This is a genomic window from Mesorhizobium sp. M0698 (assembly GCF_040320455.1).
Lineage (GTDB): Bacteria > Pseudomonadota > Alphaproteobacteria > Rhizobiales > Rhizobiaceae > Mesorhizobium.
Window position 1 is genome coordinate 239,612 of the sequence record NZ_JAMYPQ010000002.1, and the last position, 14,798, is coordinate 254,409.

At 62.7% G+C, this 14,798-nt stretch carries 12 protein-coding genes; 6 read left to right on the top strand and 6 right to left on the bottom strand.

Annotated features, from left to right (window positions below; translation table 11 throughout):
* Positions 1-5 precede the first annotated feature (5 nt).
* From NKI16_RS05775 to NKI16_RS05785, 3 genes are all read right to left on the bottom strand, one after another.
* Positions 6-710: a DUF4760 domain-containing protein gene (locus NKI16_RS05775; protein WP_352448354.1), complete on the bottom strand. Its 705-nt coding sequence runs from the start codon at positions 708-710 to the stop codon at positions 6-8.
* A complete protein-coding gene (locus tag NKI16_RS05780; RefSeq protein WP_352568253.1) occupies positions 707-1,087 on the bottom strand; it encodes a hypothetical protein in 381 nt (126 codons plus the stop codon). Before NKI16_RS05780 ends, NKI16_RS05775 begins: the two co-directional genes overlap by 4 nt.
* A gap of 102 nt (positions 1,088-1,189) precedes the next feature.
* The gene (locus tag NKI16_RS05785) at positions 1,190-3,391 is read right to left on the bottom strand and encodes a caspase family protein (protein WP_352922329.1); all 2,202 of its coding nucleotides are present in this window, start codon (positions 3,389-3,391) and stop codon (positions 1,190-1,192) included.
* Positions 3,392-3,602: 211 nt separating this feature from the next.
* On the opposite strand from NKI16_RS05785, the gene NKI16_RS05790 reads away from it, so the two are divergent.
* Positions 3,603-4,007, top strand: coding sequence for a Fur family transcriptional regulator (locus tag NKI16_RS05790; RefSeq protein ID WP_023675234.1), 405 nt, complete (start codon positions 3,603-3,605; stop codon positions 4,005-4,007).
* Between the two features lie 141 nt (positions 4,008-4,148).
* On the opposite strand, the gene NKI16_RS05795 is transcribed toward NKI16_RS05790, so the two are convergent.
* The 3 genes from NKI16_RS05795 to polA form a co-directional block, all read right to left on the bottom strand.
* Complete coding sequence (locus tag NKI16_RS05795; protein ID WP_352568251.1) at positions 4,149-4,601, bottom strand: hypothetical protein; 453 nt, start codon at positions 4,599-4,601, stop codon at positions 4,149-4,151.
* Positions 4,602-4,695: 94 nt separating this feature from the next.
* Positions 4,696-4,974, bottom strand: coding sequence for a type II toxin-antitoxin system RelE/ParE family toxin (locus NKI16_RS05800; RefSeq protein ID WP_352577441.1), 279 nt, complete (start codon positions 4,972-4,974; stop codon positions 4,696-4,698).
* Between the two features lie 360 nt (positions 4,975-5,334).
* On the bottom strand, positions 5,335-8,283 hold the full coding sequence (polA, locus tag NKI16_RS05805; RefSeq protein ID WP_352620519.1) for a DNA polymerase I: 2,949 nt from the start codon (positions 8,281-8,283) through the stop codon (positions 5,335-5,337).
* A gap of 449 nt (positions 8,284-8,732) precedes the next feature.
* Here polA and NKI16_RS05810 point away from each other — a divergent pair, with 449 nt between their 5' ends.
* The 5 genes from NKI16_RS05810 to NKI16_RS05830 all read left to right on the top strand — a co-directional run bounded on the left by NKI16_RS05810 (position 8,733) and on the right by NKI16_RS05830 (position 14,629).
* Positions 8,733-10,118 (top strand): M20/M25/M40 family metallo-hydrolase, encoded by a 1,386-nt coding sequence (locus tag NKI16_RS05810; RefSeq protein ID WP_352922333.1) that lies wholly within the window; start codon positions 8,733-8,735, stop codon positions 10,116-10,118.
* 103 nt (positions 10,119-10,221) lie between these two features.
* Positions 10,222-10,842, top strand: coding sequence for a ribonuclease D (locus NKI16_RS05815; protein ID WP_254816792.1), 621 nt, complete (start codon positions 10,222-10,224; stop codon positions 10,840-10,842).
* A 43-nt stretch (positions 10,843-10,885) separates the two neighbouring features.
* Positions 10,886-11,137, top strand: a complete 252-nt coding sequence (locus NKI16_RS05820) for a hypothetical protein (protein ID WP_352568247.1) — start codon at positions 10,886-10,888, stop codon at positions 11,135-11,137.
* A 488-nt stretch (positions 11,138-11,625) separates the two neighbouring features.
* A complete protein-coding gene (locus tag NKI16_RS05825; protein WP_352620247.1) occupies positions 11,626-13,878 on the top strand; it encodes a transglycosylase domain-containing protein in 2,253 nt (750 codons plus the stop codon).
* Between the two features lie 499 nt (positions 13,879-14,377).
* Positions 14,378-14,629, top strand: a complete 252-nt coding sequence (locus NKI16_RS05830) for a hypothetical protein (protein ID WP_156932376.1) — start codon at positions 14,378-14,380, stop codon at positions 14,627-14,629.
* The last annotated feature ends 169 nt before the right edge of the window (positions 14,630-14,798 follow it).

Genomic DNA, 14,798 nt, shown 5'->3' on the forward strand with positions numbered 1-14,798 from the left:
GGGAATTATCTGGACTGGGCCGAGGGTGGCGCCTGGCGGACATAGTTCTCGATCGGCTGGGCGAAAGTCGGTGAACCGGCCTTGCGCTCCTTGTCGATATAGCCGGCAAAATAGCTCCAGAAGGAAGCGGCATAGTCGCGGAAATAGGAGTCGGCGACCTCACGCGAGCACAGCCTGCCTTCGACGCAGAAGGAAAGGCGGTTGAGGAAATAGACGATGCGGTCGAAATTGTCGCTGAACTCGGCAAGCGGCATGTCGCCGCCGGTTGCGCTCATCGCTTCGATGCCGATGCGCTGTCTGAACACCTGTTCCTCGGTCGGCGTCGGATTGGCACTGAGCAGATTGCCGTATTTGGCGTTGAGCGCCGCCAGGCGTTGCTTGAGGGCCCGTTGCGCCTGCTGGTAATCCTTGCTTTCCCAGAGCTCGACCAGCGACATCGTTTGCTCGACGCGCTTCTGCTCCTGGTTCGCCAGGAACTGGTAGACCGAAAAGATCAAGGTGAAGATGATCGCCAGGCGCACCAGCAATCCGGACCAGGCATAGACGAGCATGCGCCAGTCGCGATCGGTGAACGGGTTCGCCTCCTTCTTGACCTCGTGATTGCTCACCCACGGCAGGCCTTCGACGGTTTCCGGCAGCGACACCGGCTTCTTTTGCGGTACCGGCGCCGTCACTGCCTGCTGCGTTGCGTTGCCCCCCGCTTTCGTCATCCGCAGCTGTCCAGTTCTATGGTGGCGGACGGGTCGAGCACGATGCCCGGCGCCTCCAGCTTCTTCTTCAGGCAATCCAGCTGCGTGCGCGAAACGATGAACTGCACGTCAGGCGCCACCTGCGCCTTGCTCGGCGACGGCAATGGTTCGACCACGCCGCGCGAGGCGCAGCTGCTGAGATCGACGACAACGGCGGTGTTGCCGGTTTTGGCGATCCGGTCGTACTGGTCGAGAAAGCAGCTCGCCAGTTCGGAGTTGATGACGACCTCCTTGGCGCAGAGGCCGCAAGCCTCGTCCGCCGAAGCATTGGCGGCCAGCAACAGCCCGGCGACAAGGCCGGCGGTTGTTGCGCGCCACGAAAATACGATCCTGTTCACGAACGCCCTCATCCGTTCCGTTCGGCCGCCGGCAGCGGCGGTCGAAGAATGTTCATTATCAGCCGATTAGGCAAGAGGCCCGGCCGGGCACCTGACCCCGCCTCAGGCGCGCGGCACCGTCTCCATCGGGAAGATCATCACGGCGCCCTTCGATCCCTTGTCGTCGGTGAGCCGCATGGCCGAACGCGTCGCCGGCGCCATGCTGATATCGGCCAGCATGTCGGCGAAGCTTGGCTGTCCCAGTCCGCGCGTTGCCGAGACAACCCCCTCTTGCGCCAGGAAGCTCAGATCCTGCTTCTCGCTCTGCGGCGGCGCCTCGGTCAAGACGGCGATCATCCGCTCCATGCCGAAGCTGGTGTCGGTGAATTTGAACAGGCCTTCCTCGAGCACGGCGCCTTCGGTCAGGCGCTCGGCAAGAAAATGCTGGATGGAATAGTCGGAGCCGACGTAGAGCACGTTGATGTCGACCAGGTTGGTCGAACCGTTCCTGGCCAGTACGTGGACCTGATCGTCGGGCGAAACACGCGGCACCGTCGACGGTTCGATCGGCTGCAGCGTGTCGCTGTCAAAACGCTTGATCCGGAACTCGACGCTGACCTCTTCCGGCCGATAATCGGAAGCGGCGGCCAGCCTCGACAGGCCGATGGCGCGGAAGATTTTCGTCAGATTCCCTGCGGCGGCCTCGATCAACTTTTCGCGGCCGTCCGGATGAATGACGATCAACGGCGGCTTGTTGCCGTCCTTGAGCGTCATGTCGCCCGAAGCCGGCAGGAACCACAGCGCCGGCGTGTCGGTGGCATCTTCTGCGGCGCCGGCAATGGCGTTCTCGCGCAGCACTGCGAGACGCAGATCTGCGCTCTTGCCGGGCTCGACCAGCGCGATGTGGAACCCTGAGTTCTCCCTGGCCGCCAGTTCGTCGAGAACCGAGTTCGCCAGCGCGGCCTCTTTCTCGAGGCCTTTGGCCGCTGCCGGCCGCGCGACCACGAGCTTGTAGTCGACGGCGAGCTCGGCCAGCCGCGCATAGGCATTGGCGGGGATGTCGGCCAGCTTGAGCGCCGGCTTGCCGCCGAACTCGACCGGCTTGACCCGGCTTTCCAGGTTTTTCGCCGACTGAACCTGGAGATAGCCAAGCGCCTCGGACAGCGGCGACAGCGCCGACGGCAATATTGCGAGCCTGCTGCCGGGGGTGAGGCGATGCAGCAACCCGGCGCCGATCGTGGCTTTGTCGTTCTCGATGACGATCGGCCATTGCATGACCGCCTCGGTCTTGTCGGTGCCGAAGACGCGTGCGTCGAGTTCTCCCTCGAACAGCGGCGTTGGCCGGGTGCGGCCGTCCGCCGAATATTGCTGCAGCACGGCCTGGCCGAGCTGGCGATAAGTGATGTTGGGGTTCTCGGCCAGTTTCGACAGGATGGTGAAGGTGAACAGCCCGAAACGCGGTGCATCGGCCGTGCCCTTGGGCAGCGGCATCTCGGGCGTCGTCTCCACCGTCTGCGCCGCGTAGAAGGCGACCAATTTGCCCTTGGTGGTCGGCTCGGCGCCGGTCGGCGTCAGCTTGAAGGCCGGCTTGCGCTGCCCGTCCTCGTCAAAGCCGCGCGGCGCGGCCGACGCAATCTCGTCATAGGCTCTCACCGCAGCCGCCCTGGCAGCGTCGTCGCCGCCGACCAGATCGGCGAACTCGACCTTGCGTTCCAACTCGTCGTCGACCTCGGCGGCGCGCGTCGCCGTGCCGGAATGGCAGCAGTCGAACACGGCCCAGATAAAGGCGCCCTTGTCGCGAATAGCGTCGAGCGCGGTGCCGATCTCGTTGTCGACCAGCGCATTGGGCACGCCCTTTTCGCGGTTCACCCATTTGTCGATGTCGGACGGCAAGAAAATCTCGTCGAGGCCGTCCGTCTCGTCGCCCTTGTTCGCTGCCGGCTGCTGCGCGCCGTGACCGGACAAATGCAGGTAGACGAAATCGTCGCGCTGGACCTTGGCGGCAAGATCGGCCAACGCCGCCTTGATCGCCGCATGTGTCGGCGGTCCGTTGGCGCCTTCGACATCCTTGGCGAGCAGCGTGACGTTTTCGGCCAGGAATTTTACCGGCGCGGGCGTGTTCCCCAGGAGGTAATCGCGCACCAGGCCGGCATCGTTTTTCGGTCCGATCAGCCAGTTTTTCTTCGGCAGGTTCGGGTAATCGGTGCAGGCAACAAGCAGCGCATGGTAGGTGCGCGCCGCTGCGAATGCCCGAAACGGCACCAGGCCGGCAGCGGCCAGCGCGGACGTGCCGGCAAGCAGCGTCCGCCGCGTCACTTTGATCATGATTGCTTCCCCAAGCCCGATCGAATTTCCAAGCACGGCCAGCCTGGCCGAGGATTTTGTCAGTATTTTGAATATGGCGCCGCCGGCCAGCCGACCACCGGCTGCGAATAGAAACAGTAGCAAAAATGGCAGTTCGTCGCTATCTCAGTGGAAGAGGTCCGACTGCTTGCGAAATGGCAGCGATCGGCACGGAGCGGCTTGGAACAGGATCATGGCGGCAAGGGATGTACTGACGAAGAACCAGCTTTGCGTTCTCGAGAAGCTCGAGGCCGCCAGCGGCCCGCTCAGCGCCTATACGTTGCTCGACCAACTGCGCGAGCGCGGTTTTCGCGCGCCGCTGCAGGTCTACCGGGCGCTCGACACGCTGGTGAAATCCGGCTTCGTGCACAGGCTCGAAAGCCTCAATTCCTTCGTCGCCTGTGCCGAGCCGCACGACCACAGCCATTCGATGACGGCGTTTGCCATCTGCGACACCTGCGGCCAGGTGACCGAGTTCTCCGACCACGATGTCGGACACCGGCTCGACGAATGGGTGCGTTCGACCGGCTTCGCCGCCAAGAAGGCGGTGATCGAGTTTCGTGGGACATGTGCGAAGTGTTTGGCTGAAGCGGCTTAGCAAGCCCGAAGGCAACACTTCGAAGGCGGCGGGGCAGTATTCACGCCTCGCTGGTGGGCTCACGATGGTTCCTATGGTTTGGCGATAGCCTCCATGAGGCGGAAGCCGCCAGTCAACAAACGACCCGTTGCAGACATTCGGCTATGAAAGTGCAGTCCAAACTACCCTCTCAAGATCGGGAGAGTAGCGTGCGATGATAGCCTGTTGATCATTTTCCTGCGTGAGAATTATCTGCTTCCCAGTAGCGTCACCGAGCAATCGCATAAAGCGGTCAAGGTGCTCAACCTCGGTTTTTCCGCTGACTTGCCTTGGATCGAAGTCGAACTCAATTTCGATAACGGTGAAGAAGTGACATGCAAGCTGAATTGGCCCGACGTAAAAAGACAGTAAGCTGCCTGTTTCGCTTTCCAGGGCCGCTTCGACGCCCAATGGCATCGACTCGATCTTGCCGGAGACACTGAAACTAGCAGGCGGGGTCCATTCCAGGAGGATGTTCCAGACGCCCTGCCAATCTGCCTCAGACGTGTTCAGAACGTAGATGTCTCGCCATGAGCCGTCCCAAGCGAAATCCGATGCTATCTGTTCCCAATTCATGCATGAACCATTCTTGATGACTGCGGTTCTAGCATGACATACGCCATGAGTGCTTTCCACAAATCCCAAGTCCGCTTTCCACCTAGTTTACGGCCTAGCCAACCGGCTTCTTTGAGGTATGCCGGATGTGCAGGATTTCGATTGCATCGGAACGGGCACGATAGAAAACCTTGTAGGGGTAGCGACCTATGAAGAGAACGCGAACGCCAGGAATATCGGTCGCGTGGCCACTTTCTGGAAATTCGGCAAGTCGCGAAATCCCAGCTTGGATCCGAGAAACAACTGAAAGGGCGCCCTGGGGCGCCCGCTCGTCGAGGTAGTTGAAAATCGCCTCGCGTTCGGCAAAGGCCTGCCGCGTAAATCGGACCTTCATAGTCTGCGGCGGGTGTCTGCCGCGCGAACCGTATCCTCATCTACGAAAGTGCCGTGGTCGGCTTCTGCGAGTCCCGTTGTGATGGCGCTGCGCTCTGATTCCGACGTGGCATACACTCCGGTTCGGCGCGCCTCGATGACGCGGGCATAGTCGGCAAGCTCCTCCTGGTCTTCGCGAGGCCAAGCTTCCGCGTGCTTTACCAGGTTCTCGAGTGTCTTCGTGATCATGGGGGCAGTATACCACACCGCTGCTTTTCGTGAACCTTGAGAAAAGATGGCTCAACGGGCGCGTAGGCTGATGAAGGTAGGCCACATCAGAATATTGGGGCTCCTCAACAGGAAGTCGATATCCGTCCCCGCCCTAATGCGCCTCTTCCCAGTTGTTGGCGGCGCGGGCGTCGACGTGCAGCGGCACCGACATCGACACCGCCGGCATGGCGGCGTTCTCCATGACGTGGCAGACGACCGGGATCGTCGCCTCGACCTCGGCTTCGACGGTCTCGAAGACCAGCTCGTCATGCACCTGCAGCAGCATGCGGGCAGAAAGCCTGGCTTTTTCCAGCGCCTCGTCCATACGGATCATGGCGCGGCGGATGATGTCGGCCGCGGTGCCCTGCAGGCGTGCGTTGATCGAGGCGCGCTCGTTGAAGGCACGGACCGAAGGATTTGACGATCTGATTTCCGGATAGTGGATGCGGCGGCCGAAAATGGTCTCGACGAAGCCGTGCTCGCGGGCATAGGCCTTGGTCGCATCGATATAGTCGCGGATGCCGGGGAAGCGCTCGAAATATTTCTTGATGTAGTCGCCGGCTTCCTCGCGCGCGATCGACAGCTGGTTGGCGAGGCCAAAGGCCGAAATGCCGTAGATGATGCCGAAATTGATCGCCTTGGCACGGCGGCGCACTTCCGAAGGCATGCCCTCGACCGGCACGTTGAACATTTCAGACGCGGTGATGGCGTGGATGTCGGCGCCGTCGGCGAAGGCCTGCTTGAGCTGCGGGATTTCGGCGACGTGGGCGAGCACGCGCAATTCGATCTGGCTGTAGTCGGCGGAAACCAGCTTGTTGCCCTTGTCGGCGATGAAGGCCGTCCTGATCTTTCGCCCCTCCACGGTGCGTACCGGAATGTTCTGCAGATTGGGATCCGAGGACGACAGCCGTCCGGTCGTCGTCGCGGCAAGCGCGTAGGAGGTGTGGACGCGCTTGGTGTCGGGATGGATGAAGCCGGGCAGCGCATCGGTATAGGTCGATTTCAGCTTGGTCAGCTGGCGCCAGTCGACGATCTTACGCGGCAATTCGTGGCCTTCGGCGGCGAGGTCTTCGAGAAGCTGCGCCGAGGTCGACCACTGGCCGGTCTTGGTTTTTGAACCGCCGGGCAGACCCATCCTGCCGAACAGGATGTCGCCGAGCTGTTTTGGCGAGCCGATGTTGATGCGTTCGCCGACCAGCTGGTAGATCTCGTCCTCGAGCCGTGCGGCACCCTGTGCCAGTTCTCCGGAGAGCCGCGACAGGATCTGCCGGTCGACGGAGATGCCGCGCTGCTCCATCCGTGCCAGGACCGGCACCAGCGGCCGTTCCAGCCGTTCATAGACCGAGACCAGGCCCTTGGCGGCAAGCCGTGGCTTCAGCACCTGCCAGAGCCTGAGCGCGACGTCGGCGTGCTCGGCCCCGTAAGCCGTCGCCTTGCCGAGGTCGGCCTGATCGAGGCCGACGAAGCTTCTTCCCGAACCGGCCAGTTCCTTCAGCGGAATGGTCGCGTGGCCGAGCCATTTATCGGCCAGCGCCTCCAGGCCGTGGCCACCGTGGGTGCCGGCCTCGAGCACGTAGGAGATCAGCATGGTGTCGTCATAGGGGCCGATCTCGATGCCGTGACGGCTCATGACGACAAGGCGGTATTTCATGTCGTGCACGATCTTGAGGACGGATTTGTCCTCGAGCAGCGGCTTGAGCAACGCCAGCGCGTCGCGGACCGGGATCTGGTTTTCGACCGCGCCGCCGCCGAGCAGGTCGCCATTGCCGTTTTTATGGGCAAGCGGCACATAGGCGGCGTGGCCGGGCGCGACGGCCATGGCAAGGCCGATCAGTTCGGCCCGCATCGGATCGGGCGAGGAGGCTTTAACGTCGAAGGCGACGACGCCTCTCTCCATCGCCTCGGCGATCCAGGCCTTCAGCGTCGCGGCGTCGCGGATGCAGGTGTAGGCGCTGGTGTCGATCTTGCGGGCGGTGGCAGCCTCCAGGCGAAGCGCCGAAAGCAGGGATGGGGTGTCGCCTTGCTTGGCTGCGGCCGGGGCTTCGAGTGCCGCTTCGTCCGACGGCGGTGCGCTCTCGGCGGCCGCGGGCGCGCCAAAACCCATATCGGGGCCATGCGCGGTATCGGCACGCTCTATGGTGACGGGGGTGGCTGGAACGTCGCCGGCGTCGGTTCCGGTCGCTTCGGCCACGCGGCGGGTCAGCGTCGAGAATTCCATGGTCTTGAGAAAGCCGATCAGCCTGGGGCCGTCCGGCGCGTGCAACACGAATTCGTCAAGCCCCTCGGTCACCGGCACGTCGTTCTTCAACGTCACCAGATCACGCGAAATGCGCGCCTTGTCGGCATTGGCGATAATCGATTCGCGTCGCTTGTCCTGCTTGATCTCGCCGGCGCGGGCGAGCAGCGTGTCGAGGTCGCCGAACTGTTCGAGCAATTGCGCTGCCGTCTTCGGCCCGATGCCGGGCACGCCCGGCACATTGTCGACCGAATCGCCGGTCAGCGCCTGCAGGTCGATCATTTTCTGTGGCGGCACGCCCCATTTCTCGATCACCTCGGGAACGCCGATCTGGCGGTCCTTCATCGGGTCGTACATGGCAACCGTTGGGCCGACCAGTTGCATCAAGTCCTTGTCGGAAGAGATGATGGTGGTGTCGGCGCTGGCTTCGCAGGCAAGCCGGCAATAGGTGGCGATCAAATCGTCGGCCTCGTAGCCTTCCGTCTCAAGGCATGGCAGGTTGAAGGCCCTGGTCGCCTGGCGGATCAGGCCGAATTGCGGAATCAAATCTTCCGGCGGCGCCGAGCGGTTGGCCTTGTATTCGGGGTAGAGGTCGTTGCGGAAGGTCTTCGACGAATAGTCGAAAATCACGGCGAAATGCGTCGGCACGATGCCGACATCGGTGTTGCGGGCGTCCTGCGTCAGCTTCCAGACCATGTTGCAGAAGCCGAGCACGGCACTGGTCGGCAGCCCGTCGGACTTGCGGGACAGCGGCGGCAGCGCGTGATAGGCACGGAAGATGTAACCGGAGCCGTCGACAAGGAAGAGATGATCGCCTTTTTTCATGGCACGAGGGATAGCGCGGCGCAGCGCCGCGGTCCATGCCAAAGGCGGCTTCCGCCAAGGGTTCCGGCAACACCCTGACAAATGGCGTGCGAGCTTGGCCGGCCCTGCCGGCCTGGCCGGAGCTTTGTTCGCTCACGCCTATGTTACAAAAGTGTAATTTTTGTGCCCTTGAATCGCCACGTTCGCAGACACAGATAAACGCCATCGGCAGTTTTCGCCGAAGTCCGGAGCAAGGCCCGTCCCCCGCCTATCCCGGACACTTGCGGCAGCCTATCCCCCCTCTCCGGGCTGCCGCATCGTTTCGAGTAAGGCCGCCGTGGTTCCCCCTCCACCACGGCGGCATTTTTTTGCCTTTCGACAAGATCCTGCCTTGTGGCCTAACGGTCGCGGGCTTTCCGTTTCGCCGTATGGGCTCTAGATTCGCCGCCAGAATCGAAAGGCCCCGCCAGATGTCCGCAGTTTCCCCTGTTCTCGACCGCCTAGACAAGAACTTCGACCAGAGCCTGGAACGCCTGTTCGGCCTGCTCGGCATCAAGTCGATCTCCACCGATCCGGACTACGCCGCCGACTGCCGCAAGGCAGCCGAATGGCTGGTCGCCGAGCTCAAGCTGATCGGCTTCGACGCCAGCGTGCGCGACACGCCGGGGCATCCGATGGTGGTCGCGCATCACGACGGGCCGGCGGGCGCGCCGCATCTGCTGTTTTACGGCCATTACGACGTCCAGCCGGTCGATCCGATCGAACTGTGGGAAAGCGACCCGTTCGCGCCGGCGGTCAAGGAGATCGAGCCCGGCCACAAGGTGATCACCGGACGCGGCGCGGCCGACGACAAGGGCCAGCTGATGACCTTCGTCGAGGCCTGCCGCGCCTGGAAGCAGGTGCATGGCGGATTGCCGTGCCGAATCACAATCCTGTTCGAGGGCGAGGAGGAGTCCGGATCGCCGTCGCTGAAACCGTTTCTCGAGGCGAACGCGGATGAGCTCAGGGCCGATTTCGCGCTGGTCTGCGACACCGGCATGTGGGACCGCGATACGCCGTCGATCTGCGTCTCGCTGCGCGGGCTGGTCGGCGAGGAGATCACGGTGACTGCCGCCGACCGCGACCTGCATTCCGGGCTCTATGGCGGTGCGGCCGCCAATCCGATCCGCATCCTGGCAAAGATCCTGGCCGACATCCACGATGCGGATGGTCACGTCACCATTCCAGGTTTTTATGACGGCGTCGAGGAAACGCCGTCGCAGATATTGCAGTCGTGGCTGTCGCTCGGCGAGACGGCCGAGACCTTCCTCGGTCCGATTGGCCTGTCGATCCCGTCCGGCGAGAAGGGCCGCTCGGTGCTCGAACTGACCTGGGCGCGACCGACGGCCGAGTTCAACGGCATTATCGGCGGCTATACCGGCAAGGGCTTCAAGACGGTGATCGCCGCGCAAGCCTCGGCAAAAGTCTCCTTCCGCCTCGTCTACAAACAGGATCCGGAAAAAATCCGCGCCGCCTTCCAGGCATTTGCCAGGCAGCGCGTGCCAGCGGACTGCTCGGTCGAATTTCATCCGCATGGCGGCTCGCCGGCAATCCAGCTTTCCTACGACTCGCCCTTCCTCGCCAAGGCCAAGCAGGCGCTGTCCGACGAATGGCCGAAGCCAGCGGTGGTGACCGGCAGCGGCGGCTCGATCCCGGTGGTCGGCGATTTCCAGACCTATCTCGGCATGGAATCGCTGCTGGTCGGTTTCGGTCTTGACGACGACCGCATCCACTCGCCGAACGAGAAGTACGAGATGAGCTCCTTCCACAAGGGCCAGCGCTCCTGGGCGCGCATTCTCGAGGCGCTGACACGCTGAAATTGCGCCAGACTCAAGTTTTTGTTGATTTTTCGCCGGATCGCGGCAAGGACGGGCACGGTCCGTCGCGCATCGCTGCACGGGGCCGCGACCGGAGAAGACGATGAGCGACATACGTTTCCACAAAAACGATCTGCCCGGCCTGCTGCATTACGATGTCGGGGCGGTCGCCATCGACACCGAGACGCTGGGGCTGAACCCGCATCGCGACCGGCTCTGCGTCGTGCAGATCTCGCCGGGCGACGGCTCGGCCGACGTCATCCAGATCGCGCCCGGCCAGAAGAAGGCGCCGAACCTCGTCAGCCTGCTCAAGAACCGCAGCATCACCAAGCTGTTCCATTACGGCCGCTTCGATCTCGCCGTGCTCTACAACGCCTTCGGCGTCATGCCGGAGCCGGTGTTCTGCACCAAGATCGCGTCGCGGCTGACGCGCACCTACACCGACCGGCACGGGCTGAAGGACATCTGCTTCGAGCTTCTCGGGATCGGCCTGTCGAAGGCGCAGCAATCCTCGGACTGGGCCGCCGAGACGCTGTCGCCCGAGCAGCTCGAATATGCCGCCTCCGACGTGCTCTACCTGCACCGGCTGCGCGACGTACTGAGCGCGCGGCTGGCGCGCGACAACCGGACCAGGGAGGCCGATGCCTGCTTCCGCTTCCTGCCGACGCGTGCGAAACTCGACCTGATGGGCTGGGATGAAGAGGACATCTTCGCCCACAGCTGATGGCCCTCTGGCACTTTAACGCCGTCGGCCGGGAGGAACTGAAATGGCTGCGCGAAAACCAATCGAGACGGCACCAAGGGACGGCTCCAAGGTCACCGTCTACTGGCAGGACAGCGACGGCGTGATGAACGAGAGCATCGCGCAATACCGTTCGCTCGACCGGCTGAAGGCGGCCGGCGGCGACTGGGACGAAAGCGATGCCGGCTGGTGGGCCTATACTGACGGCCATACGCAAAGGAAGATCGAACCGATCAGCTGGCGGCCGGCCTCCGACGATGCGGATGCGGACGACTGAGGGGGGGCTGGTCTCGGGCCGGCGGGATCGTGGCGAATTTTTTCCTCCTCAAAGTTTGTGTTGCATAGGTTTTTCATCCGATCTCGGCGCTGCCCCTCAACCCCCTGCCGGGACCTTCTCCCCGTAAAGAACGGGGAGAAGGGGCTTGGCCGCGACGCTGGCGACCCCCTCTCCCCGTCCCTCACGGGGAGAGGTAAGGGTGAGGGGCAGCGCCGACCTGAAGTGATTATTCTGAGGCAACGCGCATTTTGTTCTTGCTTTGTGCCGGCAGCTATGCTACTAATTTCGCTATGGTGCTCATTGGCTCCAACGACCCGCCCGCCGAGGCGGGTTTTTCATTTCCGGCTTTGGCGCTGTCGCGGGCCGCAGCCGTTCGGCAAGCGACTGAATACAGTTTATTTCGATTTCTCCCGACTTAACCCGCCTTTAAACCGCCGCATCTAGTCTTCAACCCCAACGCCATAGGCATGGGGAAGACAGCACAGCGCATGGCGAACCGGAAAGACAGCCGCATCGAGCCCAGCTTCGAGGCATCGCCGGGGGCGAGATCCTCGGCCGGTTTTTCAGTGAGCGAGGAGGACCGCGTCGTGCCGAGCAACCGAAAAGCCGCTGCAAAGCGCAAATCATCCAAGGCCAAGCCGCCGCGCGGCGGGCGCGGCAAAGGCCGGCGCGGCGTGTTCGGCGTGCTTGCCCGGCTGTTCTACTGGTGCTTCGTGCTGGCCATCTGGGGCGGTATCGCCACTGCCGGCATCGTCGTCTATTACGGCGCGAAAATGCCGGCGGCCACCACCTGGGCCATTCCCGACCGCGCCCCCAACATCAAGATCGTCTCGGTCGACGGCCAGCTGCTTGGCAATCGCGGCATGAGCGGCGGCGAGGCCGTCGGCCTGCACGAAATGTCGCCCTATATTCCCGAGGCCGTTATCGCCATTGAAGACCGCCGCTTCTATTCACATTTCGGCATCGATCCGATCGGCCTTTCCCGGGCCATGGTGACCAATGTTCTGGGCGGGCATTTCTCACAAGGCGGCTCGACGCTGACCCAGCAGCTGGCCAAGAACCTGTTCCTGACGCCGGACCGCACGCTGGAACGCAAGGTGCAGGAAGTGCTTTTGGCGCTGTGGCTGGAGCACAAGCATACGAAAGACCAGATCCTCGAAATGTACCTCAACCGGGTTTATTTCGGCTCGGGCGCCTATGGCGTCGAAGCGGCCTCGCGCCGCTATTTCGGCAAGAGCGCGCGTGACGTCACGCTGTCGGAGGCGGCACTTCTCGCCGGCCTGCTCAAGGCGCCGTCGCGGCTGTCGCCGGCGCGCGACCCGAAGGCGGCCGAGCAGCGCTCGCAGCTGGTGCTCGCCGCGATGCGCGACGAGGGCAAGATCAGCGCCAAGGAGATGACAACGGCGATGAGCGCGCCGGCGACGCGTTCGCCGTCCTACTGGACCGGCTCGGAAAACTATGTCGCCGATACGATCATGGAAGAACTGCCCGACCTGATCGGCGACGTGCGCCGCGATATCGTCGTCGACACGACCGTCGATCTGACGCTGCAGAAGCTCGCCGAGCAATCGATCCGCCGGCTGATCGACCAGAGCGGCAAAAAACTCAATGTCAGCCAGGGCGCGCTGGTGTCGATCGACAATTCCGGCGCGGTGCGCGCGATGGTCGGCGGTTACGACTATTCGACCAGCCAGTTCGACCGCGCCTCGGAAGCGCGCCGGCAGCCCGGCTCGGCGTTCAAGCCGTTCGTCTATATGGCGGCGCTGGAATCCGGCCGTACGCCGGACAGCGTGCGCAACGACGCGCCGATCAAGATCGGCAACTGGACGCCCGACAATTACGGCGGCAAATATTTCGGCAAGGTGACGCTGGCGACGGCGCTGGCAAAATCGCTGAACTCGGTGGCCGCGCAGCTGACCATGGAAGTCGGGCCGAATGCGGTGGTCGAGGCGGCGCACCGCATGGGCATCCAGTCCGAGCTGACGGCCAACACCTCGATCGCGCTGGGCACCTCGGAAGTGACGCCGCTGGAACTGACCTCGGCCTATGTCCCCTTCGCCAATGGCGGTTATAAGCCCGACATCCATTTCATCCGCCGCGTCACGACGAGCGACGGCAAGGTGCTCTACGAAAACAATGGCGGCGGTGCGCCGCGGGTCGTCAATCCCGATGTCGTCGGCATGATGAACTCGATGATGACCGGCACGGTCGAGATCGGCACAGCCAGGAAGGCGGCGTTCGCCTGGCCGGCGGCCGGCAAGACCGGCACCAGCCAGAACTCGCGCGACGCCTGGTTCATCGGCTATACCGCCAATCTGACCACCGGCGTCTGGTTCGGCAATGATGACGGCAGCGCGATGAAGAAGGTCACCGGCGGCGCACTGCCGGCGCAGGCCTGGCACGAATTCATGGTCGCCGCGCATGAGGGCGTGCCGGTGCGGCCGCTGCCTGGAACCTGGAAGTCGACGCCGCCCGACACCATCGTCCCGGACGACATACCGTCCGACACGGCGCCGCCGGCGCCGGTCGCTTCCGTCGGCCAATCGGCGCCGCCTGCGGCAGCTACCCAGTCGGCTTCGCGTCCCGTGCGTCCTGCCGAGACGGTCGATGCCGGCGGCCTGGCCATGCCGGGCGTCGACAGCGCCACCGGATCGATCAAGCATCCGGTGCCGCCCGGCAATGTCGGCGGCCCGGTCAAGAAACGGCAGACCTCGATCCTCGATATTCTGACAGGCGGCTGACGCACTCGTATTTGACGGCGCAACACGCTAGTCCAATGTCGACAGTCGCGGAGCGCATTACTCACTTGCCTTCCGCTTTGACCAAGTTCAATCTTGTCGTGGACGGACAGGTCGGAATGGATGGTTTAAACAGACGCAGATTCAATAGCTTAAGCTGGTGGCAATGGCTCCTCTTGCTGTCGATGCTAGTGTGCGTCGTGGTGTTGAGGCATTTGCCGTACCTGCATTTTTCCGATCCGGCCTATCTGTTCAATGAGAGACTGGGCGCGATAGTAGCTTCAGTCATTTTGATGCTCGTCGTGCCGTATGGGATTGCGTGGGGTATTGGGCGCGTCGCGGGTAGATCGCGTGGCGGCTTCCTGTGGGTTCTATGGTCGCTGGCGACCATAATGTTGGGCATTATCCCCTTCAAACAAGTGAGCCTTGAAAGGGTCTCAGTCCTTCGATAGCTTGTTGACGCTGCAACAGCAGCCTCGACACACACAAGGACAGACATAAGATGGAAGACGATACGAACGTCACATACCGCGTTGGCTCAGTGAACGATCCGACCAACGTAGGGAAGTCAGCCATAAATCGTGAACTTGCCATGTTCGCAGCGGGCCACTTGAGGCGCGACGAGTGCTTGGTGCTGGAGAAAACCCAGTGGGAAGAAAAATATGATAAGATGCGTCCGGCATGGACAGTCATCCTTGACGCTGAACATGAACCCGGTGAATGGGACCTAGGGTTTCGTGCGAGAGTAGCTTAGAACAAGCCAGAAACACGGGTTCGATCCCCGTACGCCCTACCACGGGGCGGTCGTCTAGCGGTTAGGACACTGGCCTTCATCAAACGCCGCTCCCTTCGGGTTGAGCGGCGTTTCTTTTACCCTGTATCGATTACTCGATTCACTGACCGCTCATATCCTGCTATAGGAA